The 26,663-nt window shown below is 70.7% G+C and carries 24 protein-coding genes and 2 pseudogenes; 12 read left to right on the top strand and 14 right to left on the bottom strand.

Features of this window, described 5'->3' with window-relative positions; translation table 11 throughout:
• Positions 1 to 3: 3 nt before the first annotated feature.
• Genes ACWEOE_RS28240 through ACWEOE_RS28215 form a run of 6 tightly spaced genes read left to right on the top strand, consistent with a single transcriptional unit; the run spans position 4 to position 8,685 of the window.
• Positions 4 to 963, top strand: a complete 960-nt coding sequence (locus ACWEOE_RS28240) for an ABC transporter permease (RefSeq protein ID WP_452014319.1) — start codon at positions 4 to 6, stop codon at positions 961 to 963.
• The gene (locus ACWEOE_RS28235) at positions 963 to 2,930 is read left to right on the top strand and encodes a dipeptide/oligopeptide/nickel ABC transporter permease/ATP-binding protein (RefSeq protein WP_452014317.1); all 1,968 of its coding nucleotides are present in this window, start codon (positions 963 to 965) and stop codon (positions 2,928 to 2,930) included. Before ACWEOE_RS28240 ends, ACWEOE_RS28235 begins: the two co-directional genes overlap by 1 nt.
• Positions 2,927 to 3,904, top strand: a complete 978-nt coding sequence (locus ACWEOE_RS28230; RefSeq protein WP_452014315.1) for an oligopeptide/dipeptide ABC transporter ATP-binding protein — start codon at positions 2,927 to 2,929, stop codon at positions 3,902 to 3,904. The genes ACWEOE_RS28235 and ACWEOE_RS28230 overlap by 4 nt, the downstream gene beginning before the upstream one ends.
• On the top strand, positions 3,901 to 4,830 hold the full coding sequence (locus ACWEOE_RS28225; RefSeq protein WP_452014313.1) for a dihydrodipicolinate synthase family protein: 930 nt from the start codon (positions 3,901 to 3,903) through the stop codon (positions 4,828 to 4,830). Before ACWEOE_RS28230 ends, ACWEOE_RS28225 begins: the two co-directional genes overlap by 4 nt.
• A complete protein-coding gene (locus tag ACWEOE_RS28220) occupies positions 4,831 to 6,822 on the top strand; it encodes a beta-galactosidase (RefSeq protein ID WP_452014311.1) in 1,992 nt (663 codons plus the stop codon).
• Between the two features lie 18 nt (positions 6,823 to 6,840).
• A complete protein-coding gene (locus tag ACWEOE_RS28215; protein ID WP_452014309.1) occupies positions 6,841 to 8,685 on the top strand; it encodes an exo-alpha-sialidase in 1,845 nt (614 codons plus the stop codon).
• A 44-nt stretch (positions 8,686 to 8,729) separates the two neighbouring features.
• Here the strand turns inward: ACWEOE_RS28215 and ACWEOE_RS28210 are convergent, their stop codons facing one another.
• Positions 8,730 to 9,467 (bottom strand): sulfite exporter TauE/SafE family protein, encoded by a 738-nt coding sequence (locus ACWEOE_RS28210; protein ID WP_452014307.1) that lies wholly within the window; start codon positions 9,465 to 9,467, stop codon positions 8,730 to 8,732.
• A gap of 145 nt (positions 9,468 to 9,612) precedes the next feature.
• On the bottom strand, positions 9,613 to 10,341 hold the full coding sequence (locus ACWEOE_RS28205) for a GntR family transcriptional regulator (protein ID WP_452014305.1): 729 nt from the start codon (positions 10,339 to 10,341) through the stop codon (positions 9,613 to 9,615).
• Positions 10,342 to 10,535: 194 nt separating this feature from the next.
• Here ACWEOE_RS28205 and ACWEOE_RS28200 point away from each other — a divergent pair, with 194 nt between their 5' ends.
• Positions 10,536 to 11,348, top strand: a complete 813-nt coding sequence (locus tag ACWEOE_RS28200; protein ID WP_452014303.1) for a class I SAM-dependent methyltransferase — start codon at positions 10,536 to 10,538, stop codon at positions 11,346 to 11,348.
• Positions 11,349 to 11,369: 21 nt separating this feature from the next.
• Here the strand turns inward: ACWEOE_RS28200 and ACWEOE_RS28195 are convergent, their stop codons facing one another.
• Positions 11,370 to 12,152: an SGNH/GDSL hydrolase family protein gene (locus ACWEOE_RS28195; RefSeq protein WP_452014301.1), complete on the bottom strand. Its 783-nt coding sequence runs from the start codon at positions 12,150 to 12,152 to the stop codon at positions 11,370 to 11,372.
• 266 nt (positions 12,153 to 12,418) lie between these two features.
• Here ACWEOE_RS28195 and ACWEOE_RS28190 point away from each other — a divergent pair, with 266 nt between their 5' ends.
• The 3 genes from ACWEOE_RS28190 (at position 12,419) to ACWEOE_RS28180 (ending at position 15,484) form a co-directional block, all read left to right on the top strand.
• Positions 12,419 to 13,246 (top strand): PRC and DUF2382 domain-containing protein, encoded by an 828-nt coding sequence (locus ACWEOE_RS28190; RefSeq protein ID WP_452014299.1) that lies wholly within the window; start codon positions 12,419 to 12,421, stop codon positions 13,244 to 13,246.
• Positions 13,247 to 13,330: 84 nt separating this feature from the next.
• Positions 13,331 to 14,311, top strand: a complete 981-nt coding sequence (locus ACWEOE_RS28185; RefSeq protein ID WP_452014369.1) for a CE1758 family FMN-dependent luciferase-like monooxygenase — start codon at positions 13,331 to 13,333, stop codon at positions 14,309 to 14,311.
• Positions 14,312 to 14,392: 81 nt separating this feature from the next.
• Positions 14,393 to 15,484, top strand: coding sequence for an LLM class flavin-dependent oxidoreductase (locus ACWEOE_RS28180; RefSeq protein ID WP_452014297.1), 1,092 nt, complete (start codon positions 14,393 to 14,395; stop codon positions 15,482 to 15,484).
• Here the strand turns inward: ACWEOE_RS28180 and glgC are convergent.
• The 5 genes and pseudogenes from glgC to ACWEOE_RS28155 form a co-directional block, all read right to left on the bottom strand.
• The gene (gene glgC, locus ACWEOE_RS28175) at positions 15,481 to 16,698 is read right to left on the bottom strand and encodes a glucose-1-phosphate adenylyltransferase (RefSeq protein ID WP_452014295.1); all 1,218 of its coding nucleotides are present in this window, start codon (positions 16,696 to 16,698) and stop codon (positions 15,481 to 15,483) included. The two genes, ACWEOE_RS28180 and glgC, sit on opposite strands and share 4 nt — an antisense overlap.
• Positions 16,695 to 17,852, bottom strand: a complete 1,158-nt coding sequence (gene glgA, locus ACWEOE_RS28170; RefSeq protein WP_452014293.1) for a glycogen synthase — start codon at positions 17,850 to 17,852, stop codon at positions 16,695 to 16,697. Before glgA ends, glgC begins: the two co-directional genes overlap by 4 nt.
• Before the next feature lie 70 nt (positions 17,853 to 17,922).
• Positions 17,923 to 18,549 (bottom strand): hypothetical protein, encoded by a 627-nt coding sequence (locus ACWEOE_RS28165; protein ID WP_452014291.1) that lies wholly within the window; start codon positions 18,547 to 18,549, stop codon positions 17,923 to 17,925.
• A gap of 62 nt (positions 18,550 to 18,611) precedes the next feature.
• Complete coding sequence (locus ACWEOE_RS28160) at positions 18,612 to 19,403, bottom strand: putative protein N(5)-glutamine methyltransferase (RefSeq protein ID WP_452014289.1); 792 nt, start codon at positions 19,401 to 19,403, stop codon at positions 18,612 to 18,614.
• Positions 19,404 to 19,572: 169 nt separating this feature from the next.
• Positions 19,573 to 19,941 (bottom strand): annotated as a pseudogene (locus ACWEOE_RS28155) (transposase); the annotation flags it as partial.
• 615 nt (positions 19,942 to 20,556) lie between these two features.
• Between ACWEOE_RS28155 and ACWEOE_RS28150 the strand changes: the two are divergent.
• The gene (locus ACWEOE_RS28150; RefSeq protein WP_452014287.1) at positions 20,557 to 21,402 is read left to right on the top strand and encodes a PaaX family transcriptional regulator; all 846 of its coding nucleotides are present in this window, start codon (positions 20,557 to 20,559) and stop codon (positions 21,400 to 21,402) included.
• 1 nt (position 21,403) lies between these two features.
• Here the strand turns inward: ACWEOE_RS28150 and ACWEOE_RS28145 are convergent, their stop codons facing one another.
• On the bottom strand, positions 21,404 to 21,565 hold the full coding sequence (locus ACWEOE_RS28145) for a hypothetical protein (RefSeq protein ID WP_452014285.1): 162 nt from the start codon (positions 21,563 to 21,565) through the stop codon (positions 21,404 to 21,406).
• Between ACWEOE_RS28145 and ACWEOE_RS28140 the strand changes: the two genes are divergently transcribed.
• Positions 21,566 to 21,706, top strand: a complete 141-nt coding sequence (locus ACWEOE_RS28140; RefSeq protein ID WP_452014283.1) for a hypothetical protein — start codon at positions 21,566 to 21,568, stop codon at positions 21,704 to 21,706. It abuts the gene before it with no gap.
• A gap of 13 nt (positions 21,707 to 21,719) precedes the next feature.
• Here the strand turns inward: ACWEOE_RS28140 and ACWEOE_RS28135 are convergent, their stop codons facing one another.
• The 5 genes and pseudogenes from ACWEOE_RS28135 to ACWEOE_RS28115 all read right to left on the bottom strand — a co-directional run bounded on the left by ACWEOE_RS28135 (position 21,720) and on the right by ACWEOE_RS28115 (position 26,657).
• Positions 21,720 to 22,175, bottom strand: coding sequence for a winged helix-turn-helix transcriptional regulator (locus ACWEOE_RS28135; protein ID WP_452014281.1), 456 nt, complete (start codon positions 22,173 to 22,175; stop codon positions 21,720 to 21,722).
• Positions 22,172 to 23,137 (bottom strand): annotated as a pseudogene (locus ACWEOE_RS28130) (LLM class F420-dependent oxidoreductase); the annotation flags it as partial. The gene ACWEOE_RS28135 and the pseudogene ACWEOE_RS28130, both read right to left, overlap by 4 nt.
• Before the next feature lie 437 nt (positions 23,138 to 23,574).
• Entirely contained in the window at positions 23,575 to 24,702 is a 1,128-nt protein-coding gene (locus ACWEOE_RS28125; protein ID WP_452014279.1) for an acyl-CoA dehydrogenase family protein, read from the bottom strand.
• 82 nt (positions 24,703 to 24,784) lie between these two features.
• Positions 24,785 to 25,270 (bottom strand): universal stress protein, encoded by a 486-nt coding sequence (locus ACWEOE_RS28120; protein ID WP_452014277.1) that lies wholly within the window; start codon positions 25,268 to 25,270, stop codon positions 24,785 to 24,787.
• Positions 25,271 to 25,286: 16 nt separating this feature from the next.
• On the bottom strand, positions 25,287 to 26,657 hold the full coding sequence (locus ACWEOE_RS28115; protein WP_452014275.1) for an MFS transporter: 1,371 nt from the start codon (positions 26,655 to 26,657) through the stop codon (positions 25,287 to 25,289).
• Positions 26,658 to 26,663 lie beyond the last annotated feature (6 nt).

Here is a 26,663-nt window from a genome sequence, read left to right as displayed (position 1 = left end):
ACCGTGATCGTCGTCGTGCGGATGCTGGCCTCCCGCATCCTCGCCCTGATCCCGCTGCTGCTCGGCGTGATCCTGTTCGTGTTCATCGTGATGCAGTTCTCCCCCGTGGACCCGGCGCTCGCCGCGTTCAACGGGGCGAACGCGACCGAGGCGCAGCTCGACCAGTTCCGCCAGGCCAACGGGCTGCTCGATCCCCTGCCCCTGCAATACGTGCACTTCGTGTGGCACCTGGCCCAAGGCGACTTCGGCACCAGCGTGATCACCAAGGAGCCGGTGGGACAGACCATCGCGACCGCACTCCCGCTCACCGTGCAGCTCACGTTGTTCGGGCTGGTCATCGCGCTCGTGCTGTCGATCGTGCTCGGCGTGACGTCGGCGCTGTTCCGCGGCCGCTGGCCCGACCACGTGATCCGGGTGGTCACGCTGGCGGGCGTCGCGGCGCCGGCGTTCTGGATCGCATTGCTGCTCGTGCAGTGGCTCGCCGTGGGCAAAGGCCTGTTCCCCACCAGCGGGTACGTGAGCCCGACCGACTCGGTGTCGGGCTGGCTCAACTCGCTCACGCTGCCGGCGATCTCGCTGTCGCTGCCGGTGGCCGCGCAGCTGACGCGCGTGATCCGCACGTCGATGGTGGAAGAGCTGGACAAGGACTACGTGCGCACGGCCCGCGGCGGCGGTCTGCCGCCCGTGGTCGTGGTGGGCCGCAACGTGCTGCGCAACGCCCTGGTCAACCCGCTCACCGTGCTGGGCCTGCGCGTCGGTTACCTGCTCGGCGGCGCGGTGGTGATCGAGACGATGTTCGCGTTGCCCGGCATGGGCCAGAACATGATCCAGGCCGTGCAGGACGGTGACACGGCGAAGGTCCAGGGCTTCGTGATCACGATCGCCGTGGGCTTCGTGCTCGTGAACCTCATCGTCGACGTGCTCTACCTCATCGCCAACCCCCGACTGCGGAGCCACTCCTGATGCGCCCCGTCCTGCACCCGAACCTCACGGCGCGGCTCTCGCGGCCGGGTGTGCGGTTCCGGAAACTCCCGCTCACCTCGTGGCTCGCGCTCGGCCTGCTCGTGGTGCTCGCGCTCGTCGCGATCTTCGGCACGCTGCTGGCCACGCACAACCCCGACGCCCTGAGCACCGACACCGGCGGCCCGAGCGCCGCGCACTGGTTCGGCACCGACCAGTCGGGCCGTGACATCTTCTCGCGCCTGATTGCCGGCACACGGTGGTCGCTGGCGATCGGCCTCGGCGCCACCGTGCTGGCGTTGCTCGCCGGTGTGGTGATCGGCTCGTTCGCCGCCACGTCCGGGCACCGCACCGACGCGGTGGTCATGCGCGTGATGGACGTGATCATGGCGTTCCCCGGCATCGCGCTCGCCGCGGTGCTGGTGGCGGTGTTCGGCCGCGGCATCCTCGTGCTGATCCTCGCCATCGGGTTCCTCAACATGGCCCCGGTCGCACGGGTGGTGCGGGCGAACGTGCTCGCGCAGTACGGCGAGGACTACGTGGACGCCGAGCGCGTGATCGGCGCGAGGCGGTTGTTCATCCTCGCCCGGCACGTCGCGGTCAACTGCGCCGCGCCGATCCTCGTGTACTGCACGGTGACGGTGGCCGACGCGATCGTGTTCGAGGCGTCGCTGTCGTTCATCGGCGCGGGCATCCAGCCGCCGAACCCCTCCTGGGGCTCGGTGCTCTCCGACGGCAAGGACCTCGTGCTCACCGGCGGCTGGTGGGCCACGTTGTTCCCCGGCCTGCTGATCCTGATCACGGTGCTGGCGCTCAACATCCTCTCCGAAGGCATCTCCGACGCGTGGGCCGCGCCTTCGGCCCGCAACGCGAAGGCGGGTGAGGTCGCCAAGAAGATCGAGGCGGAGAAGGCCGCGGAGAACACCGCGCCGGTGCTGCCGCTCGCCGGGCTGCTCGAAGCCGGCGAACGGCTGGCCGCGCGGGCCCGGGATCTCACCGGTCGCCGGGCGGTTCTCGAGGTCAAGGATCTCGCGATCAGCTTCCCCGACCGGCACCGCGGGGTGAACGTGGTCGACGGCGTCTCGTTCACCGTGCGCTCGGGCGAAGTTCTCGGGCTGATCGGCGAGTCGGGGTGCGGCAAGTCGCTCACCGCGCTGTCGATCATGGGCCTGCAACCGGGTGCCGCGCGGCTGTCGGGCGAGATCCTGTTCGAGGGCGACGACCTGCTCACCATGAAGGCGGGCACGCGCCGGCGCCACCTCGGCCACGACATCTCGATGATCTACCAGGACGCGCTCAGCTCCCTGAACCCGGCGATGACGATCCGCGCGCAGCTCAAGCAGTTCACCCGCCGCGGCGGCACGCGCACGCCGCAGGAACTGCTGGAACTGGTGAACCTCGACCCGGGCCGCACGCTGCGGTCCTACCCGCACGAGCTCTCCGGCGGACAGCGCCAGCGCGTGCTCATCGCGATGGCCTTGTCGCGCAGCCCGAAGCTGATCGTGGCCGACGAGCCCACCACGGCGCTCGACGTGACCGTGCAGGCGCAGATCATCAAGCTGCTGCTGCGATTGCAGGAAGAGCTCGGGTTCGCGCTGATCCTCGTGTCGCACGACCTGGCGCTGGTCGCCGACGTCGCCGACCGCGTGGTGGTCATGTACGGCGGGCAGGTGGCCGAGACGGGCGCGACGGCCGAGGTCGTGGGCTCGCCGCGGCACCACTACACGCGCGGCCTGCTGAGCGCTGTGCTGTCGCTGGAGGAGAACGAGGCCACGCTCACCCAGATCAAGGGTGTGGTGCCCGCGCCGGCCGACTTCCCGCCCGGCTGCCGGTTCGCCGACCGCTGCCCGGCCGCGCGCGGCCACTGCTTCGAGGTGGCACCCGAACCCGAGGGGAACGGGCACCTCGTCGCCTGCCACTACCCCGCCGAACGCACGACCCCGGCCGTCGTGGAAGGAGCACAGGTATGACGCTGGTCGAGGTCGACGGCGTGCACGTGGTGCACCGCGTCCGCGCGGCGAGCCTGTTCGGGAGCGACAACGTGTACGCGCTGACCGACGCGAACCTGGAGATCGCCGCCGGCGAGACGGTGGGCGTGGTCGGCGAGTCCGGCTGCGGCAAGTCCACGCTCGCCAAGGTGCTCGTCGGGCTGCAGAAACCGACCGCGGGAACTGTGCGCTACGGCGGGAAACCGCTCTCGGGACTGCGCCCGGCCGAGCTGGGCCGCCAGGTCGGCCTGGTGTTCCAGGACCCGGCCACGGCGCTCAACCGGCGCCTGCCCGTGGCGAAGATCCTGCGTGACCCGCTCGACGTGCACGGCGTCGGCACACCCGCCGAACGCGCCGAGCGGGTGAGCGAGCTCATGGGCCTGGTCGGTCTGCCGGGCAGTGTCGCCGACGCGCTGCCCGCGCAGCTGTCCGGCGGGCAGCGCCAGCGCGTGGCCATCGCGCGGGCGCTGGCGTTGCGGCCGTCGCTGCTCGTGGCCGACGAACCGACGTCCGCGCTCGACGTGTCGGTGCGCGCGCAGATCCTCAACCTGCTCATCGACCTGCGCGAGAAGCTCGGTCTCGCCATGCTTTTCGTGTCGCACGACATCCAGACCGTGCGGCGCATGAGCGACCGGATCGTGACGATGTACCTCGGGCGGATCGTCGAGGAGGCCGCCGCCGAGGACCTGCCCGACGGCGCTCGGCACCCGTACACGCGAGCGCTGTTCTCGGCCACGCCGAGCCTGCTGCACCCGGTCGAACCGATCGTCCTCAGTGGACCCGTGCCGTCGGCGACCGCGCCGCCGAGCGGCTGCGCGTTCCACACCCGATGCCCGAAGGCCACGGCCGAGTGCGCGGCGGCGCTGCCGCCGCTCACCGAGGTCGCCGGGCACAGCTACCGCTGCATCCACCCAGAGACCCACCCTGAGATCACCACCGGAGTGAACGCCTCATGACCGCGACGAAGTTCGCCGGCATCATCCCGCCGCTGTGCACGCCGTTCAACGACGACTTCACTGTGGACACCGATTCGCTGCGCCGCCACATCGAGTTCCAGCTCGACGCCGGTGTCCACGGCATCTTCGTGCTCGGCTCGTCCAGCGAGGTCGCCTTCCTGCCCGACGCGCAGCGCCGCGTGACGATCGAGACGGCCGTGGACCAGGTCTCCGGCCGCGTGCCGGTGCTGGCCGGCTGTATCGACATGACGACCCTGCGCGTGGCCGAGCACGTGAAGACCGCGCAGGAGGCCGGTGCCGACGCCATCGTGGTCACCGCGCCGTACTACACCCGCACGCACGTGGCCGAGATCGACCGGCACTTCCGGCTGCTGCACGAGAAGACGGCGTTGCCGATCTTCGCCTACGACATCCCGGTGGCGGTGCACACGAAGCTCGACCGCGAGCTCGTGCTGGGCCTCGCGGCAGACGGTGTCATCGTCGGGCTCAAGGACTCCAGCGGCGACGAGGCCGGTTTCCGCTTCGTGCTCAAAGAACGCCGGGAACGCGGGCTCGACACCTTCGCCGTGTTCACCGGTTCGGAGCTGCTCGTGGACTCCGCGCTGGCGCTCGGTGCCGACGGGGCCGTGCCGGGGCTGGGCAACGTCGACCCGGTCGGCTACGTGCTCATCCACGACCACGTCCGCTCGGGAAACCCGCGCGCCGCGAGCCGTGAACAGGACCGGCTGCTGTCGCTGTTCGGCATCACCGACGTCGCGCCGCCGAGCCGGATGGGGCGCGGCTCGGCGGCGCTCGGCGCGTTCAAGGCGGCGATGAAGATGCGCGGGTTCATCGACAACGCCGTGATGGCGCCGCCGCAGCTGCCGCTCAACGGCGACGAACTGCTGCGCATCAAGGAGAAGCTCGTGGAAGCGGGGCTGCTCTAGATGGCGGGCTTGCACTACGGCGGCGACTACAACCCCGAGCACTGGTCGCCCGAGGTCTGGGAGGAGGACCTTGAGCTGATGGCCGAGGCGTCCGTCTCGATGGTCACGGTCGGCATCTTCTCGTGGGCGCAGGTGGAGCCGCGGCCCGGCGAGTACGACTTCGGCTGGTTCGACACGGTGATGGACAAGCTCGCCGCCGGCGGTGTCGACGCGTGCCTGGCGACGATGACGGCCTCACCGCCGCCGTGGCTTTCCCACCGTTTCCCGGAAATCCTGCCGGTGCGCGCCGACGGCACGCGGCTTTCGGCGGGTGCCCGCCAGCAGTTCTGCCCGTCGAGCCCGGTGTACCGCGAGCACGCGGCGCGGCTGGTCGAGCAGGTGGCCACGCGCTACGCCGCGCACCCCGCGCTGAAGATGTGGCACATCGGCAACGAGTTCGGCTGTCACATACGGGCGTGCTACTGCGAGGTCTCGGCCACGGCGTTCCGCGAGTGGCTGCGTGAGCGGTACCGCAGCGTCGACGCGCTCAACGCGGCCTGGAGCACCACGTTCTGGTCGCAGCGCTACGACGACTGGGCCGAGATCGAGCCGCCGCGGGTGGCCCCGACGTTCCCGAACCCGGCGCAGCAGCTGGACTACCAGCGGTTCTCCTCCGACGCGTCGCTCGGCTGCTACCTCGCCGAGCGCGAGGTCCTCGCGCGGCTCACCCCGGATGTCCCCGTGACGACCAACTTCGTGGGCCTGGTCCAGAAAGCGCTCGACTGGCACTCCTGGACCCCCCACGAGGACGTGGTGAGCCTCGACTCCTACCCCGACCCGTACGACCCGCGCGGCCACGTCGAAGCGGCGTTCGCCTACGACCTCGTCCGGTCCACGAAGGACGGACAGCCGTGGTTGCTGCTCGAACAGGCGCCCAGCGCGGTGAACTGGCGCACGCGCAACGGCCCCAAGCCGCCGGGCTCGATGCGGCTGGGCAGCTGGCAGGCCGTGGCGCGCGGAGCCGACGCCGTGCTGTTCTTCCAGTGGCGCCAGACCTCCGGCGGCGCCGAGAAGTTCCACTCCGCGATGGTGCCGCACGGCGGGCGCGACACGCGCACCTACCGCGAGGTCGCCGACCTCGGCCGTGAGCTCGCGGCCGTACCGCAGCTGGCGGGCAGCCGCGTGAAGGCCGACGTGGCGATCCTGCACGACTGGAACAGCTGGTGGGCGCTGGAGCTCGACTCGCACCCGTCGGACGACCTGCGTCAGCTCGACGCGCACCTGGCGCACTACGCGCCGCTGTTCGACGCCGACGTGACGTGCGACGTCGTGCACCCGACACGTGAGCTGTCGGGGTACCAGCTCGTGGTGGTGCCGAATCTGTACCTGATGGACGCACGCGCCGCGGAGAACCTGCGGTCCTATGTGGCCGGTGGCGGGCACCTGGTGGTGTCGTTCTTCTCCGGCATCGTCGACGAAAACGACCGCGCGTACCTCGGCGGCTACCCGGCGCCGCTGCGTGAGGTGCTCGGGCTCAAGGTGGACGAGTTCTGGCCGCTGCCGGAAGGGGGCTCGATCGGGCTCTCGCCGGGCGATGCTTCCGCCACGATCTGGTCGGAGTGGGTGGAGACCGAGGGCGCCGCCGTGGTCACGACCTTCGCCGACGGTGAGCTCGCGGGCCGTCCGGCGATCACGCGTAACACCTACGGCGAAGGCGTCTCCTGGTACCTCGCCACCCGGCCCGACGCGGCCGCGATGCGCGCGCTGTTCGACCGGATCACCGCCGAGGCCGGGGTCTCCCCCATGCTGCCCGGCCTGCCCGAGGGCGTGCAGGCGGTGGTGCGCCACGGCGCCGGCGAGCAGTACCTGTTCCTGCTCAACCACGGCGCGGAGGCGGTCACGATCACGCTGCCCTCCCCCGCGCCCGACCTGCTCACCGATCCGCGCCGCCCGACGGCAGCGGTGCCGCTGGCGCCGCGTGGGGTGGCCGTTCTGCTGGGGAGTTTCACTTAGCCGAAGGGAAAACGGGAGATGAGACCGATGCTCCGCTGGGCACTGGCGTTCATGGTGCTGGTGTCCGGCGTGCTGGTGCCGGCGGCCGCGCGGGCCACACCCGCGCCGGTTCCGCAGTTCGACCAGCAGGTGCTCTTCAACCCCCACACCGAAACCGGGTATGCCTGTTTCCGCATCCCCGCGGTCGTCCGCAGCACGCACGGCACGCTGCTCGCGTTCGCCGAAGGCCGGCGCGACAACTGCGGTGACACCGGCGACATCGACCTCGTGCTCAAGCGTTCCACCGACGGCGGCGCCACCTGGTCGCCGTTGCAGGTCGTGAACCCCGGCGGCGGCGACACGCACGGCAACCCCGTGCCCATCGTGGACAGCCGGACCGGCCGGATCGTGCTGATCACCACGTACAACAAGGGCCGCGACGACGACAAGGCCTGCGATGTGCCGTGCCCGCGCACGCCGCACTCGCAGTACAGCGACGACGACGGCCTGACGTGGTCGGCACCGGTGGACATCAGCGCGCAGGCGAAGCTACCGGCGTGGGACTCGTGGTACGCCTCGGGTCCGGTGCACGGCATCCAGCTCACGACCGGCCGCCACGCCGGGCGGCTGGTGTTCGGCGTGAACGCGGAACGCAGCGACGGCACCAACTCCGTCGAGAACCACGCGGCGCTGATTTACAGCGACGACTCGGGCCGCAGCTGGCACGTCGGCGCCGTGGACAGCTACCCGCACCCGGTCGGCGGCACGTATACGCAGAAGCCGTCTGAGGTCAGTGTCGTCGAGCTGCCCGACGGCACGATCTACGCCGGCGGACGCGAACAGGGCGGCACCGACGTCGGCAACCGCGACTACGCACTGAGCCGCGACGGCGGCCAGACGTTCGGCAAGCGCTTCACCACCATCCCCGACCTCGTCACGCCGATGGTGCAGGGTTCGCTGTTGCGCCTGGAGCGCCCGGGCGGGGACCGGATCCTGTTCGCCTCGCCGTCGGTCACCGACCGGCGGCGCTGGATGATGGTGCGCTCGTCCTACGACAACGGCCGCACGTGGGAGGACGCGGAGCAGGGCACGCGCGTGACCGGCGACTGGTCCGGCTACTCCGACCTGGTGCAGCTGAGCGGGCCGCGCGAGCGCGACGCGAAGATCGGCCTGATGTACGAAGGCGGTGCGGTCGACGCTCGCGACGAGATCCGCTTCGCGCGCTTCGACGAGAACTACCTGGGGTGGCGGCGTTCCGCGGGTCCGACGACCCCGGACGTCGCCCGCCCGGGCGGGGTGGCGTACGTGCTCGGCGGCGCTTCGGTTTCGGGCGGCTCGCTGCAGCTCGACGGCGTGGACGATTTCGTGCGGGTCCCGTACTCACCGGCGCAGCTGCCGGGTGCGGGTGACTTCACGTTCACCACGTCGTTCCGCCACGGCGCTTCGAAGGACCCGCAGGCGTTGCTGTGGCTCGGCGGCATGGGCACCACCGCGCCGCAGCTGTGGCTGCGCGGCGAGCCCGCGTCGCACCGCCTCATCGCCATGATGACCACGGCGGCGGGCAGCAAGTCCGTGACCACCACCCAGGCCTACGACGACCAGCAGTGGCACCACCTCGCCCTCGAACGCACCGGTGGCGCCCTGAAGATCTGGGTCGACGGGGTCCTCGCGGCGTCCGGGCCGGACTCGCCCGGTTCGGTCAGCGAGACCGTCTCGTTCCAGCTCCAGCTCGGCGAACGCCTCGACGGCGCCAACCGCTTCGCGGGCTCTCTCGACGACACGCGGCTCTACCGCCGGGCGCTGTCGGAGTCCGAAGTGGACGCTGTCGGCCAGGGCTGGGTCGTGCGGCCGGGACCGGTGGTGCAGCTGCCGTTCGACCGCTGAACCCGGGATGGCGGCTCCTCGTTTCCCCCGCGGGGAGCCGCCTTTCAGCCGTGCAGCACCAGGTAGGGCGCGGCGGCCAGCAACGCCACCACGAGCGCCGCCCGCAAGCGCTTCGTCGGCAGCGCGTGCGCGATCTTCCAGCCCAGCACCACGCCGGCGAGCTCCGGAACGCCCACCACGGCGGCCAGCCGCCAGTCGATGGCGCCGTGCACGAGGTAGCCCAGTGACCCGGCGCCCGCGATCACCACCGACTGCACCTGCGCCGCCGCGAGCGCCTCCAGCATCGGCAGACCGGCGACCACGAGGATCGGCACGGTCAACATCGGCCCACCCACCCCGACCAGCCCCGCCGCGACCGCCACGGCGACCCCAACCGCCACCACCACGCCCGTCGCCGGCTCGCGGCCCACGGTTTGCCGCCGCACCAGCACCAGCACGGCGACCACCACGGCGAAGGCCCCGAGCACCACCCCGAACCACCGCGCGGACACCAGCGAATTCAGCACCACCCCACCCGGCGTCCCCACCACCGCGGACCCCGCCAGCAGCACCGCGACCCTCCGCGTGTGGTCCCGCCGCAACTGCCCGGACCGCACATACGCGGCGCTCCCGGCCACCCCCGTGGCCACGTGCGTGACGATCGCCGTCCCCGCCACCTGCGCCGGCGCCAGCGGCGTCAACAGGAACAACGCGATCGTCGGCACCACACCCCCGGGCCCGATCGCGGTGATGCCGATCCCGCCGATCAGACCGAAGAACGCGAGGAGCAGGTCGGTGGTCATGCCGGCTCCCGAGGCAACCGGAGCTCGCCAAGGGCACAGCCGACGGCGCCCGGAGGCACATCACGCACCGCGGCACGATCCGAACCAACCGCCGTGACACCGAGCCCTCCCGCCAAACCCCGCAGCGCGAACACCGAATCCACCCTCACGCCGGCCCCCGATGCACCGTGGCCCGCAACGTCAGCCGATCCGCGCGGATGTGCAGCGTCTCCGCGTCGACCGGCCGGCCGTCGGTCAAGTACGTGAGCCGGTCGAGGGCGAACACGGCCGTGCCGGGGGCGATGTCCAGCAGCGCCGCCGTGTCCGGCCCGGCGGACACCGCGTGCACGACCACGTCGGCGCGGCCCAGGCGGCAACCGCTCGTTTCCTCGATGAGCGCGAACAAATCGCGGCCCGCGAGGTCGTGGTCGAGGAGCGGGAGGCCGATGTCGGCGGCCAGGTAGGTGGTGTCGAGGGACAGGGGCACGCCGCCCAGGCGGCGCAGGCGTTCGAGATGTACGGCGGGCGCGCCGGGGGCGAGGCCGAGGCGTTCGGCGATCGCGGGTGGTGGCGTGCCGACCTCGGCGGAGCGGACCTCGTTCACCACGTCGCCGTGGCCGTCGAGGGCTTCGGCGAGGCCGGCGAGGCGGTCAAGGCCGTGGCCGTACTTCGGGTGCACCACAAGGGTTCCGACACCCTGGCGCCGTTCCACGAGGCCTTCGGCGCGCAGCAGGGACAAGGCTTCGCGCACGGCGTTGCGGGTCGCGCCGAGCTGGGTGCCGAGGGTGTGTTCGTCGGGCAACGGGCCGGCGTCGAACGCGCCCGAGGTGATGCGCTGGCGCAGCACGTCGGCGATGCGGCGAGCCCGCTCGGCCCGCGGCGACTGGGATTCCACGATGGCGACGCTACCCCGATCCGCATTACGCCAGGGTTACGCCACCCATCTTGACCTGCGCAAACGCAGTGACCAGCGCCAACCGGAGCCACGCACCGGAGTTCCGCCACCACGACCGGATCGTGCCCGACCGGACCTTGCAGTAAAGATCTTTTTGTGCTATACTGCCAAATTCTCGAGTAGGGTCGGTCGCTGTGACCGAACCCAGCTTCACGGCCCTCACCACAGCCGCCGCTCGCGCCGCGCACCTGATCGTCGACGGCGAACCCAAGATCTTCGTCGACGAGTTCGCCGCGCCGCTGCTCGGCGACCGCGTCGACGAGCTCCTCGACTACCACCGCAAGCACGGCGACGACCCGATCCTCGCCGGCGGGCGCACGCAAGTGCTCACCCGTGCCCGCTACACGGAGGCGCAGCTCGGCGACCTCACCCAAAGCGTGGTCCTCGGCGCCGGCCTCGACACCTCCGCCTACCGGGCGCCCCACGCGCGCGTGTTCGAAGTGGACCTCCCGCAAACGCAGGAGTGGAAGCGCAGCCGCCTGGCGAAAGTCGACCTGCCCGAGCTCCCTTCGCGCACCTTCGTTCCGCTGGACCTCGCGACCGGCGACCTCGTCGAAACCCTCGTGGCACACGGCTTCGACCCCGCGCAGCCGGCGCTGGTCAGCTGGCTCGGCGTGATGATGTACCTCTCCGAACCCGCCATCGCCCGCACGCTCAACGCCATCGGCAGCCTCGCCCCGGGCACACAGCTGGTCGCCGACTACCTCCTGCCGCCGCGGCTGCGCGACGACGCCGGCGCGCACTACGCCGACGCCGTCTCCCAGGTCGCGGCCCAGGCCGGCGAGCCGTGGGACAGCTGCTTCTCCCCCGACGAGCTCACCGACCTGCTGCGGGCCAACGGTTTCGGCACGGTCCGCCACATCAGCCAGCGCGACCACGACGTGTGGCCGCGCGACGACGCACTGTTCCCGGCCGAGCTGTTCATGCTCGTGCACGGCACCGTCTGACGGGCGACGGCTGGGCCGCGGTCAGTCGCAGATACTGCCCAGGCTGGCGGTCCAGCCCCACCACATGCCGTACTCGGCGAGGTTGCCGGCGTCGTTGAGGTGGATGTTGTCCGAGGTCCACGGGCTCGGGTTCGGCAGGTTCGCCGACCCGGCCGGCGGGATGTACTGGCGCAGGTCCGTGAGCGCGGTGCCCTTGGCGACGGCGGTGTTGTAGATGACCGAGGCGTACTGGTCCCAGGTGTACTTCTGCGTGGTGCCGCCGTACGGGTTCGGCGTCCACTTGAGCTCGGCGTAGATCGACATGAGGATGTCGACGCCGCTCGGCCGCGCGGCGCGGATGCCGTCGATGACGTTGTTCAGGTCGGCCTGGAACTTGGCGGGGTCGTTCTGCGCCCAGTAGTCGTTGCCGCCGAGGTCGACGAGGACCAGGTCGGGCTGCTTGGCGGCCATGTCGGCCATCGCACCGGTCGTGCCCGCCCAGCGGCCGCCCGGCAGGTAGTCGGCGGCGAGGGCGCCGTTGTGCGAGTAGTTCTGCACGTTGGTCTGCCACTGCGCACGGACGCCGTTGGCGAACTTCGTGGTCCAGCCGTAAGTGGTGGAAGCCCACGTGTCCGTGGTGGACTGGTAGCCGGTGGAGCCGTAACCCGTGTCGGCCGAGGTGCCGAGGATGGCGACGTTGGCCTTGCGGGCGCACCAGCTCCTCTCCTGGGCGGCTTCGGCGGAGGTGACCACCGTGGACATGCCGATGCCGAGGATGATCAGGGTCAGCACCGCGGTGAATCTGGCGAAGGTCGCTTTGCGCATCGTCCGGGGGACCTTTCGAGGGGAACGGGAGCGTCTGCGCCTGAATCGCTCCACACCGGACGGTTGTTACCCGATCAGGTGAGCTTCCTCTGTGAACCACGACAGATCGGGCAGACGGTATGCCCGCGCGTTACCCCGTTCGGAGTGCGCCAAACCTTTTCTTTCCGGGGTAACCCACTGGCGCCACGCAGAGTTGCCGTGATCGTGAGCACGTCCGACGGTGGAGACCAGGCAGTGAAACCCGAGGGAGAGAGGACGTGAGTGCGATGGCCGGGACCCTCCAGCCCCAGCAGCTCATGGACAGTGCCGTGGTTGATCCGGACGGCAACAAGATCGGCAAGGTCGGCAACGTGTACCTGGCCGACACGACCCGGGAACCCGAGTGGATCACGGTGAAGACCGGGCTGTTCGGCAGCAAGGAGAGCTTCGTGCCGCTTTCCGGCGCGAATGTCGACAACGACGCGATCCACGTGAACGTCGCGAAGGACCAGGTGTCGGAGGCGCCGCGCATCGACGCCGACGGGCACCTGTCGTCCACCGAGAGCGCCGAGCTCTACCGCCACTACGGCCTGCCGATGCCGCGCACGGCACCGGATGCGAAGGGGCGGAACAAAATGGACACCGCGGCCGGCGGACGCGGTGCCCCCGACGCGGCGGACGGCCGGGGCACGCGGGACGCGGCAGCAGGCCGCGGCGAGCGTTCGACGACCGGCGCCCGCGGCGAGGAGATGATCCGCTCCGAGGAACGCCTGAACGTCGGCACCGAGCAGGTCGAGACCGGGCACGTCCGGCTGCGCAAGTACGTCGTGACCGAGGAGCAGCAGGTGACGGTGCCGGTGAGCCACGAGGAGGTCCGGATCGAACGCGAGCCGATCACCGACGCACGCGGCGGCACCGGGCGCACCGAGCTCGGCGAGCAGGAGCAGGACGTGGTGCTGCACGCGGAGAAACCGGTCATCAACAAGGAAACCGTGCCGGTCGAACGCGCGCGGCTGAACACCGAGACGGTCACCGAGGAGCAGACCGTGAAGGGTGAGGTCCGCAGGGAGCAGTTCGACCTCCAGGACGACGCTCAGCACCGACGCAAGCACTGACAGTCGTCGAAACCCTCCGGGGAATACCTGCCTCCCGCTCATCGGTTTAGTCAATATTATTTACCGATGAATGGGAGGCAGGTCATGCAGTTCGGCATCTTCACCGTCGGCGATGTTTCCGTCGACCCACACACGGGAGCGGTGGCCTCGGCGCACGACCGCATCAAGGAGATCGCGGAGATGGCCGTGCGCGCCGAGGCGGCGGGCTTCGACGTCTTCGCGACGGGAGAGCACCACAACCCGCCGTTCGTGACCTCGTCACCCACGACGCTGCTCGACGGCCGCGTCGACCTCATGATGGGCCGCGGCAACACCGGCCCCGTGTACCCGTGGTTCGGCAAGGACATCCGCGACGGGATCGCGCTGGCCGTGGAGAACTACGCGCTGCTGCGCCGGCTCTGGCGCGAAGAACTCGTGGACTGGGAAGGCAAGTTCCGCACGCCGCTGCAGAGCTTCACCTCCACTCCACGTCCCCTCGACGGTGTCCCGCCGTTCGTCTGGCACGGCTCGATCCGCAGCCCGCAGATCGCCGAACAGGCCGCCTACTACGGCGACGGGTTCTTCCACAACAATTTCTTCTGGCCCCAGTCGCACACCCGGCGGATGATCGAGCTCTATCGCACCCGCTTCGAGCACTACGGCCACGGCACCGCCGAAGAAGCCATCGTCGGGCTCGGCGGCCAGACCTACATCCGGCCCAACTCGCAGGACGCGATCCGCGAGATCCGGCCGTACTTCGACCGGTCTCCGCTCTACCGCGGCGGCCCCTCGCTCGAGGACACGATGGCCCAGACGCCGCTGTCGGTCGGCAGCCCGCAACAGGTCATCGAACGTACCCTTGCCTTCCGCGACTACGCCGGCGACTACCAGCGGCAGCTCTTCGCCGTCGACGTCGTGGGCGTGCCGCACAAAACCGTGCTGGAGCAGATCGACATCCTGGGCGAGCAGGTGGTCCCCGTGCTGCGCGCGGAGTTCGCCAAGAACCGCCCGGCCAACGTCCCGGACGCGCCCACGCACGCGTCCCTGGTGGCAGCCTCACGCACCGAAGCGGTGCAGTCGGCGTGATCACCACAGCGGGCGAGGGCCGCGGAATACCGGCGCCCCGCCCCCGGTTCACTTGAATCATCAACTCAGCGGGAGGCAGTCATGCAGTTCGGGATCTTCACGGTCGGCGATCTGGCGCTCGACCCGGTGTCGGGAGAGACGCCCACCGAGCGCGAGCGGATCAAGCGGATGGTCGAGCTCGCCGTGCACGCGGAGGAGGCCGGGCTCGACGTGTTCGCGACCGGTGAGCACCACAACCCGCCGTTCGTGCCCTCGTCGCCGACCACGATGCTCGGCTTCATCGCCGCGCAGACCAGCCGGATCGTGCTCTCGACCTCGACCACGCTGATCACCACCAACGACCCGGTCAAGATCGCCGAGGACTACGCGATGCTGCAGCACCTCGCCGACGGCCGCGTCGACCTCATGATGGGCCGCGGCAACACCGGGCCCGTCTATCCGTGGTTCGGCAAGGACATCCGCGACGGGATCGCCCTCGCCGTCGAGAACTACTCTCTCCTGCGCCGGCTCTGGCGCGAAGAACTCGTGGACTGGGAAGGCAAGTTCCGCACGCCGCTGCAGAGCTTCACCTCGACCCCGCGCCCGCTCGACGGCGTGCCGCCGTTCGTCTGGCACGGCTCGATCCGCAGCCCGCAGATCGCCGAACAGGCCGCCTACTACGGCGACGGGTTCTTCCACAACAACATCTTCTGGCCGAAGGACCACACGCAGCGGATGATCGAGCTCTACCGCACCCGCTTCGAGCACTACGGCCACGGCACCGCCGAAGAAGCCATCGTCGGCCTGGGCGGGCAGACCTACATCCGCCCGAACTCCCAGGACGCGATCCGCGAGATCCGGCCGTACTTCGACCGCTCCCCCATCTACGGCGGCGGCCCGTCGCTCGAACAGACCATGGCGGAGACGCCGCTGTCGGTCGGCAGCCCGCAACAGGTCATCGAACGCACGCTCGCCTTCCGCGAGTACGCGGGTGACTACCAGCGGCAGCTGTTCGCCGTGGACGGCATGGGCGTGCCGCACAAGGCCGCGCTGGAGCAAGTCGACATCCTGGGCGAGCAGGTGGTCCCCGTGCTGCGCGCGGAGTTCGCCAAGAACCGCCCGGCGAATGTGCCGGACGCGCCCACGCACCGCTCGCTGGTCGAGGCGGCCCGCGAGGTCGGCGCGCGCGCCTAGATCGCCGACTCTCCCTTGCCCAGCACCACGATCCCGCCCGCGCTCACGTGGTAGTGCTCGCGGTCGCGGGCGAGGTCGACGCCGATGTGGGCACCCGGCGGCACCACCACGTTCTTGTCGAGGATGGCCCGGCGCACCACGGCGCCGCGGCCGATGCGGGCGCCGTCGAGGATCACCGAACCCTGAACGACGGCGCCGTTCTCGACGACCACGTCCGGCGAGAGCACCGAGTCGACGACCTGCGCACCGGAGACGATGCAGCCGTTGCTGATGATCGACTGCGTGGCGCTGCCGCCCTCCACGAACTTCGCCGCCGCGCGCTGGCCGGGGTAGGACAGGATCGGCCACTTGCGGTTGTAGAGGTTGAAGATCGGGTAGGTGGAGATCAGGTCGGTGTGGGCGTCGTAGTAGCTGTCGATGGTCCCCACATCGCGCCAGTAGCCGTGGTCGCGTTCGCTCTCGCCGGGCACGACGTTGCCGGTGAAGTCGTAGACCGCGGCCTGGCCCTTGTCCACGAGCGCCGGGATGATGTCGCGGCCCATGTCGTGTTTGGACCCGACGTTCTTCGAGTCGGCGTGCAGCGCGTCGAGCATCACCTGCGTGGTGAACACGTAGTTGCCCATCGACACGTACGCCTCGTCGGGCGAGCCGGGCAGGCCCGGCGGGTCTTCGGGCTTCTCCAGGAAGGCGTCGATCTTCGTGCCGTCGCCGGTCTGGATCACGCCGAACGCGGTGGCCTCGACCCGCGGCACGCGGATGCCGGCCACGGTCACGCCGGCGCCCGACGCGATGTGCGCGTCGACCATCTGGCGCGGATCCATGCGGTAGATGTTGTCGGCGCCGAACACCGCGATGTAGGCGGGCGACTCGTCGTAGACCAGGTTGAGGCTCTGGTGGATCGCGTCGGCGCTGCCCTGGAACCAGCGCGGGCCGAGCCGCTGCTGCGCGGGCACGGGCGTGACGTATTCGCCGGTGAGCGACGAAAGGCGCCACGTGGTGGAGATGTGGCGGTCGAGCGAGTGCGACTTGTACTGCGTGAGCACGCAGATGCGCCGGATCCCGCCGTGGACGAGGTTCGACAGCACGAAGTCGATCAGGCGGTGCACCCCGCCGAAGGGCACCGCGGGTTTGGCGCGGTCGGCCGTGAGCGGCATGAGCCGCTTGCCCTCGCCGCCGGCCAGCACGATTCCCAGGACATCCGACCCGTCGATCACGAAACCCTCCCGCACGCCTCGTAGATCGCGACCGTCCGCGCGGCGATCGCCGCCCAGCCGAACTCTCCCACGGCGCGGTCGCGCCCGGCCAGCCCCAGAGCCGTGGCCCGGTCCGGGTTGGCGACCAGCTCGTTGATCCGCCGCGCGAGCCCCGCTTCGAACGCCGTGGTGTCGGCCGAGTCGTAGTGCACGAGCAGCCCCGTCGCGCCGTCGGCGACGACCTCGGGGATGCCGCCGACGTCGCTGGCCACCACCGCCGTGCCGCACGCCATCGCCTCGAGGTTCACGATGCCCAGCGGCTCGTAGACCGAGGGGCACACGAACACCGTCGCGTGCGTCAGCAGCTGCACGATCTCGGGGCGCGGCAGCATCTCGGGGATCCAGTGCACCCCCGAGCGCTTGCGCTGCAGGTCACGGACGAGAGCGCGGAACTCGGCGTCGAGCTCCGGCGTGTCGGCGCCGCCGGCGCACAGCACGAGCTGCACGTCCTCGGCCAGCTCCGACCCGGCCCGCACGAGGTGCGGCACGCCCTTCTGCCGCGTGATGCGCCCGACGAACAGCGCGTACGGGCGGTCCGGGTCGATGCCGTGCTTGGCCAGCACGTCGCGCCCGGGGTCCGGGCGGTAGAGCGTGGTGTCGATGCCGTTGTGGACCACGTGCACCCGCGCGGGGTCGACGGCCGGGTACGCGGTGAGCACGTCTTCCCGCATGCCGGCGCTCACGGCGATGATCGCGTCCGCCGCCTCGTACGCGTCCTTCTCGATCCACGACGACACGCGGTAGCCGCCGCCGAGCTGCTCGGCTTTCCACGGGCGCAGCGGTTCGAGCGAGTGCGCGGTGATCACGTGCGGGATGCCGTGGGCGAGCTTCGCGAGGTGCCCGCCGAGGTTCGCGTACCACGTGTGGCTGTGCGCGAGGTCGTGGTTCCCCAGCGCGTCCGCCATCGACACGGCGATGTCCATGGTGGCGAACGCGGTCTGCGCGTAGCCGTGGTGGTCCCGGTGCCCGTGGGCGCCGTCTTCGCGATCGGGTCCCCAGCAGTGCACGTCGAGGTCGACCAGCGACCTCAGCTCGCGGGCGAGGAACTCGACGTGGACCCCGGCGCCGCCGTAGACGTCCGGCGGGTACTCCCGGGTGAGCAGGCCGACCTTCATGGTCCGACCCTAAACGGCACGGGCCGGGAAGTGCAGTACGGGGAAGCGACCAATCGGTGTCGTGATCGACTCACTTCACCCTCGTCCCGGTGACCGGTTCCAGCCGCAGTCCGTGGTAGGAGAGCTCCCGCCCGGCCAGCCCGGCGATCACGTCCGGATCCCGCTCCCGCCACCCCGCCGTCAGCGCACCGGCGTGGGCTTTGCGGGGCAACGGCCGAGTGACGAGCGCCCGCAACGCGAGCAGGTCCAGCCCCTCGGCCCCTTCCCGCCGCAACCGATCCGCCGCCGACGCCCCCCGCACGAACCGCCACCGCAGCGGCAACCACGACACCAGCAGGAACACCAGGGGCACTGCCACAACCAGCACCGCCAGCCACCACGCCAGGTCCTCGACCGCACTGATCTGCCACCGCCCGGCGTCCACCAGCTCGTTGCCGGCCGCCGACCCCGAGTGCAACGCGTCGGCCAGCGGATGCCCGATCAGCGGCACCGACCCGGCCTTGTCCGCCGCCGAGTCGAACGTCGCCCGCAACCCGCCCCCCGCGTCGACCAACCCGTCGCCCGGCGCCCGCAACCGCATGACCTCGCCGTGCACCCGCACCGCCGCCCACCCAGCGACAGCGAGCAGCCCCACCGCGAACGCGTCCGCCAGCACCTGCACGACCCGACGCACCGGCCGATCCGCATAGACCTTCATTCGGGGCCCTCTCTTCCCACGGCCCCGCCCAACTACCCCGCGCGCCCCCTCGCGAACCAGGATTACTCCTTGTGTCGCAACGCCTCCCGCTCCCCCACGACCACCGTCGCCCCGAGCTCGTCGGACTCCTCCACCCACCCCCGCAACCCCACGCCCTCAACAGCCGCGACGGCGGACTCCACCTGCCCCTCCCCCGTCTCGAACAACACCCTCCCCCGAGGCCCCAACCACTCCGGCGCCTCACTCACCACCCGCCGCAACACATCGAGCCCATCGGCACCCCCGTCGAGCGCCACCAACGGCTCATACTCCCTCGCCTCCGGCGGCAACAGCGCCACCTCACCACTCGGCACGTAGGGCACATTCGAAATCAACACATCCACGGTGCCCCGCAACCTCTCCGGCAGTGCCTCGAACAAATCCCCCTGGTACACACTCCCCGCGATGTTCAGCCGCGCACACCTCACCGCCGCCGCATCCACATCGGCCGCGTGCAAGTCCACCCCGGGCACCTCCGCCGCCACCGTCGCCCCCAGTGCCCCCGACCCGCAACACAGATCCACCACCACTGCGCCCTCCCGCTCCCGCGCAAACCCCGCCGCCAACCGCACCAGCAACTCCGTGCGATGCCGCGGCACGAACACCCCGTCGGCCACCACGAACCGCCGACCCATGAACTCCGCCCATCCCACTACGTACTCCAGCGGCTCTCCTTCCACGCGCCGCTGCAGCAACCTCTCCAGCACCGCGGCGTCCCCCTGCGCCGCCTCCCCCAACACGACGGCCTCTTCCTCGGCGAATACGCACCCGGCCGCCCTCAACCGGTGCACCACAGCCTCAACGTCCTGAGACATGGGTTTCCCTCTTTCTCTTCGCTGCAGACAGTTCACCCCATCACCCGTCATTCCGCCCGAGGACAGCGCCCCTCGACCAACTCGCTCGGCTTGCGCTGCTCGCTAGCTGTCGCTCGGCAAGTTTCCTGAGGGTCTGTCAAACGAGCGGTGTAGCTCGGCTTGAGGGGCACTACTTGCGTCCGGCGGCCAGGCGGCCGCCGAAGGCGATCTCGAATGCGTTCAACGCGGGTTTCCAGCGCATGGTCCAGCGTTTGCGGCCGGCGCCGGTCGGGTCCAGGCTCATGATCGCCAGGTAGACGCACTCGAGCGCGGCCTGCTCGTTCGGGAAGTGCCCACGGGCCTTGACCGCGCGGCGGATGCGGGCGTTGACGCTCTCGATCGCGTCGGTCGAGCAGATCACCCGCCGGATCTCGGGGTCGAAGGCCAGGAACGGCACGAACTCGGCCCAGGCGTGGTCCCACAACCGCGCGATCGCCGGATACCGGCCACCCCAGGCCTCGACGAACTCGCCGAACCGCTCACGGGCCGCAGCCGCGTGCCTTGACAAGCGGTCGGTGGAGGTCCCTTGCCTCGGCGAGTGGGAGTCCCTCGCGTTGGTGGAGTGGGGGCCCCTTGCGTTCGTGGGGTGGGGCCCCTTGCGTGGTGAGTGGGGGTCCCCCACCCGGCTCCCCCACTCACCAACTGCCACCCGGCAAACCAACCCACCACCAGACCAACCCACCCGGCTTTCCCCACTCACCGACCGCCACCCGGCGTACCAACTCGCCCCCGTACCAACCCTTCCCGCACCCTTCCCCCGACCGGCCCCCGATTCTTTTCCAACACGCGGTGGGGATCTGTTTGTCAAGGAGTCTTTCCATCCTTGACAAACAGATCCCCACCGTCGCCACAATCGAAAATCGGGGTGCCCACTCCCCTATCCGGCGCAATGTCGCGCCCCGCGCGACGAGCCGTCCAAGATCACCGAAACATTCCCCAGAAATTCCCCTCACCCCCTTGCAATGGAGAGCACTCGTTCTCCCTCCACACCCCCACCCACTTCAACCAACCAGGTAATCTGACCAGACGCCCGTACCAATCCCATCACCCAAAGCCCACCAGAAGCCCACCCCGAAGCCCATCCCAGAACCAACCCCAAGGCGGTGATCCCCAGGTGGCAGCCACCCGGCCCACCGTCACACGGCGACGCGAACTCGCCCACACCAGCGCGCGTTCCCTCCTCATGACAGTCCTCGGCGAATACGTCCTCCCCCGGCAAGACCCCGTCTGGACGTCCTCCCTGGTCGACGCCCTCGCCCTGTTCAAGATCGAAGAAAAATCCGCCCGACAAGCGCTCGCGAGAGCCTCGAACGAAGGCTGGCTCAAATCCGAACGCGCCGGCCGCCGGGTCCGCTGGTTGCTCACGCCGCCGGGTCGTCGCCTGCTCACTGAAGGCGCCGAGCGCATCTACGGCTTCGGCCGCCGTGCCACCGACTGGGACCGTCGCTGGCTGGTGCTCCTCGTGTCGGTCCCCGAGTCGCAGCGCGACCTGCGCCACCGCATGCGCACCCGGCTGAGCTGGGCCGGTTTCGGCTCGCCGGCGCCGGGCGTCTGGATCAGCCCCGACACGAGCGCGGAAGCCGAAGCCGCCCGGCTCGTCGCGGAGCTCACCGACGGTGGACAGGCCATGTCGTTCGTTGCGAGCTACGCCGACATCGGCGACGAGCAGCAGATGGTCGCCCGCGCCTGGGACCTGCGCGAGCTCGAGCACGCCTACGAACGGTTCATCGACGAGTTCACCGGCCTCGCCCCGCGCTCAGGCGAGGCCGTGCTGCTCGCCCAGACCCGACTGGTGCACGAGTGGCGCCGCTTCCCGTTCCTCGACCCGGACCTGCCGCGCTCACTGCTGCCCGACCGCTGGAGCGGCGCCCAGGCGGCCGACCTCTTCCACGCCCGCCACACCGAGTGGCGCGACGACGCCCAGCGCCACTGGGACACCTTCGTCGAAGACGGCGCCTGACTCAGCCACGCGGGCCGTATTCCGCCACCAGTTCCGTGTCCGCACCCGTCGGGCCGAACGACATCGCGCCGCCCGGCTGGCCGATCGGTGCGTCGCGGCCGGGGAGTGCTTCGGTGAAGAAGCGGCGGTTGTCCTCGGCGAACGCGGCGTACTCGTCGGGCACGTGGCGGTCCTGCGAGATCGCCTCGACCGGGCAAAGGTCGCCGACGGCTGGGTTCCGGCCGGCGGCAGCAGCTTCCAGGTCGAGGCCGGCACGTGCCAGAGCCGCGGCTGGGAGTGGTCGCTGGTCTACACCCGGAGCTGAACCCCGGTCCGGGCTACTCCTCGCGGTAGCCCGGGCCGGGTTCGGGCGTCACGTTCGCCGTGGTGATCTCCTCGCCGCAGTGGGTGCACGACAGCTGCGGCGCGACCGGCTCGCCGCAGGAGTGCCGCAGCACCAAGGGCGGGCCGTCGGGCAGCGGGAGGTGCTCGTCGCCCCAGCGCATGAGGATCACCAAGGCCGGGAAGATCTCCTTGCCGGTGTCGGTGAGGCGGTATTCGTGGCGGTCGGGGTCGGTGGCGTAGACCACGCGGTCGAGCACGCCCTGGTCCACGAGCTGTTTGAGCCGCGCCGACAGCGTCGGGCGGGGGATGCCGAGGTTGCGGGCGAACTGGGCGTAGCGGCGGACGCCGAAGAAGGCTTCGCGCAGGATGAGGAGCGTCCAGCGTTCGCCGAGGACGTCGAGGGCCCGGCCGACGGACTCGGCCGTGAAGCGGTGCGGCCCGGCCGTCACGGGGCCAGCTCGCGCAGCAGCGTGCGGCCGGCCGGATCCTCCGCGGTGGCCGGGACGAGGCCGACGTGGTCGGCGCCCGCCGCGTGGTACGCCGCGATGCGCTCGCGGACTTCCGCCACCGACCCGATCGCGCCGACGTCGGCCACCAGCGAAGGCGGCACGGTCAGGGAAGCCCTCGACGCCCCGGCGCGAGCGGCGGCCACGAGGTCGCCGTACCCGAGCTCGGCGAACATCTCGCCGTAACCCGGCGGCCGCAGGTACACACTCGCCTGCGCGACGAGCTGCCGCACCGTCGCCTCCCCCGGCTCGATCGCCACCGGCAGCCACACCGCCAACCGCGGCGGCGTGCGGCCCGCAGCTCGCGCGTGGCCGTCGACCCGCTCCCGCACCCGCGCAACGTGCGAAGGCGGCACGAGGTTGAGCACCACCTCATCGGCGACCTCCGCGGCCACCCTCGTCATCGCCGGCCCGAACGCCGCCACCGTGATCGGCACCGGCTCGGGCTCCCCGAGCCGGAACCCCTTGCTCCGCACGTGTTCCCCGGCCACGTCCAGCCGCTGTCCACTCAGGACGGTCCGCAGCGCCGCCACGGTCTCCCGCATCCGCCCGGCAGCGTGCTCCCACGGCCGATCGTGCCACCCGCTCACGATGGCCGGGCTCGACCCACCCAGCGCCAGCCCCACCGGCCGCCGCCCCAGCTTCGCCACCGACGCCACGCCCACCCCGAGCGCCACCGGCGACCGCACCCCGAGCGGCAGGGGCCCGACCTTCACGCCGATCCGCTCGGTACGCAGGCCCACAGCCGTGGCGAGCGCAAAGGCGTCGAACGTCGCCATCTCGCCCACCCACACCTCACCGAACCCCCACCGATCGGCCTCGACCGCGATGTCCACGGCCTCCCCGGCGGGCCGATCGAGCCAAAACGGCGTGACGACACCAAGCTCACTCATCGCGCCACCCCAGCGACCGCGCCGGGGCCTGACTGCCCAACCGCACCGAACCCGCGCCGATCTGCCCCCACCGCAATGTCTGCGCCCTCACCGCCCGGCCGATCGAGCCCGAACGGCGTGCTGACATTCAGGGCCCTCATCGCGTCACCCCCTCGGCCGAGCTGGAGCCGACTGCCCACACTTCCGCGAACCCACACCAACCGGCCACAACCACGATGTCCACGGCCTCCCCGGCGGGCCGATCGAGCCAAAACGGCGTGACGACACCAAGCTCACTCATCGCGCCACCCCAGCGACCGCGCCAGGGCCTGACTGCCCAACCGCACGGAACCGGGCAGCACCGCCGCCGGCAGCGGCGCCGGCCTGCGCCAACGGGCCCGTCCCCTCCGCCATGCCGGCGCCGGCCCCCGAGCCTGCGGCCGGCACACCGAACACCACACCGAGCGCGCTCACAGCTGCGCCGTCTCGGTCGGGAGGCCGAGCAGCAGCCGGCCAGTCAGTTCATACGTCGCCGGGTTGACCTGGAAGTGGGCCGTCGCCGTGTGTCCGTCGCGGAAACGGCGTTGCAGCGGGGAGGTCTCGTAAATCGCCGAGCCGCCGCCGAGGTCGTAGAGGGAGCGGGTGACGTCGGCGGCGGTGCGGACCGCGTGGGTGCAGGCGAGGCGCAGGGCGAGGCGAAGGTCCTCCGGCACCAGACCGTCCGCAGAAGCAGCAGCCTGCCAGGCGTCGTCGATGGCGCGGTAGTAGAACTCGCGCGCGGCGCGCAGGGCGGCCTCGGCGGAGGCGACCGTGCTCTGCGTGGCCGAGCGTTCGGCCAGGGAGCGGCGGGAACCGCTGGGGTGCTTGGCCGCGGCGAGTTCGGTGAACTCCGTGATGGCGCCCCGCGCGTTGCCGAGCGCGGCGGCGGAGATCGACGCGGCGAAGAAGCCGAACAGCGGGAACCGGTGAAGCTGCCCGGCGCCCGCGGGCGGACCGTCCACAACGGACATCAGGCGGTGGTCCGGCACGAACACATCAGTGGCACTCGCGTCGTGGCTGCCGGTGCCGCGCAGGCCCGAGGTGTGCCAGGTGTCGTGGATCTCCAGCTCCGCCACGGGAATCGCGGCGACCACGAGCTTGCCCTCGCGCACGACGCCGAGGAAGATCCAGTCGGCGTGCGTCACGCCGCTGCAGAAGGACCAGTGGCCCGACACGGTGACCCCACCGTCCACGGTGGTCGCGTTGCCGCGCGGGGCCCACACGCCGGCGGCCACCGCGCCGGGATCGCCGAACACCTCGTCGGCACCCTTGTCCGGCAGGTACGCCCCGAGCAGGCTGCTCGTGGCCGCGATCGAGACGCACCAGCCCGCCGACGCGTCGGCCTCGGCCACGCGCTCGGCCGCACGCAGGATCGCCGCCGCCGGAGGTTCCGTGCCACCGAAGCGAGCGGGCAGGCCGGCGCGGAACAAACCCGACTCGCGAGCGGCGGCCACGACCTCGGGTGCGAGCGACCGGCGCCGCTCGGTCTCCTCGGCCCGCGAAGAAGCCACCGAAGCCAGGGGTAGCGCCTTGTCGAGCAGGTCGTCGCGAGTGCCCACCGTTTACGTCCTCCGACCGGTTCACGTTTCTTACCGGTTCAGAATTTTTACCGACTCACGCACCGCTGTCAACGCCCGCAGGTCAGGGCACCACGACCACGGGCCAGATGCCGGCCCGCACCAGCCGGTTGCCCACTGAACCGACGAGCCGGTGGCCGCCCTGCTCGGACGCCCCGACCACCACCATGTCGGCACTCGCCTCGACCGCGGCATCGCGCAGCTCCGGGAACGTCTCCCCGCGGCGCACGACGAACTTCACCGGCACCCCGAGCTCCTCGGCGCGGCCGCTCAGCCCGGCCCGCAGCTCCTTGATCTCTTCTTCGAACGTCTGCTGCTCGACTTCGGCCACGGCCGCGGCGGCCATCCCCGCCCAGATCGACGGTGCCGCCACGTACACCACCACCAGCCGCGCGCGCTGACGACGGGCCAGACCCGCCGCATACGAAGCCGCGCGCAACCCCGTCGGCGATGTGTCCGTGCCGACCAGGATCACGCGCGGTCCGTCGGTGCCCCGTTCGAACGGTCCGGATTCCCACCGCGGGCCGTACTCCTCGACAAGATCTTCCACGGGGCCATTATGACGCTCAGCCGTCCGCGGCCACGTTCTCCACCGAACGACCGGTGGTGCGCGGGCCGAGGATCGCGATGTCCAGCGCCACCAGTACGAGCGCTGCGCCGATCACCACGAACAGCGTGGTCGGGCCCGAGCTGTCGAGCAGCGGGACCAGCACGAACGGCATCACGCCGCTGGCCAGGCGCGAGATCGAGTACGTGCCGCTCGAGGCCGTCGAGCGCAGCGCCGTCGGGAAGATCTCAGCCTGGTAGATGTGGTAGGCGTTCGAGAAGACGTTGCTGATCGCCGTGTAGATGAACCCGAACACGATCGCGAGCGCGATGGAGTTCGACAGCCCGAACGCGAGCCCGAACACCGCCATCGCCAGCACCGAGCCGATCACGAGGTGCTTGCGCTCCAGGCGTTCCACCAGCGGCAGCGACAACGCGGAGCCGACCGGGTAGCCCAGGAACGTGAGCGCGGTGAACAGCAGCGACTGCGAAACCGGGTAGCCCTTCGCGGCGAGCACGAGCGGGACCATCGTGCCGAAGCCGTAGTAACCGATGGTCTGCAGGATGTGGAAGACCGTCATCATGATCATGCGACGGCGGTACGTCCGGCCGAACAGGTCACGCACGGAGGCCTTGCGCGCGGGCTTGCCCACCGGCTCCGCCGCGGCTTCGGCGGGCTGGCCCGCTTCGGCCTCGAGCGCGCGGATCACGGTGTCGGCTTCCTGCGTGCGCCCCACCGAGTGCAGCCACCGCGGCGACTCCGGCAGGCCGCGGCGCAGCAGGAACACCACCCCGGCGCCGAGCGCGCCGATCACGAACAGCCAGCGCCAGCCGGCCAGGCCCAGGAACGACCCTTCGGTGAGCCCCTTCGCGAGGAAGCCGACGACCGGCACCCCGCAGAACGCCAGCGTGTACGCCCACGCGATCAGCTTGCCGCGCTTGCGGGCGGGCAGCAGGTCCGTGAGGTAGGTGTCCGCCAGCGGCGGCTCCGCACCGAGGCCGACCCCCGCGAAGAACCGGGTGATCAGCAGCATGACCGCGCTGCCGCTGAACGCACCGAGCAACGAGAAGAACGAGTACAGCCCCAGGTTCAGCAGGAACGCCCCGCGCCGCCCGAAGCGGTCCGCGAGCCGCCCGAGCAGCAGGGCACCGAAGAACATGCCGAGGAACGTCGACGCGAGCAGCGGCGGGAGGGCCGCCTTGCTGAGCTTGAACTCGCTGACCAGCACCGCGCTGATCGTCCCTGTCAGGAACACCTCGTAGAACTCGAAGAACAGCCCGAGTCCGACAGCCACGGTTGCGCGCCGGTGCGTTCGCGTGATCGGCAGCCGATCGAGCCGCGCCGCGACCGCGGCCGTCCCCGGCTCCGCCGTGTCGAGGGGGTTCGCCATCCGTCG

Source organism: Amycolatopsis sp. NPDC004368 (assembly GCF_053602515.1).
The sequence above is the reverse complement of the archived record's forward strand: the minus strand, read 5'-3'. Positions and strand labels throughout refer to the sequence as shown.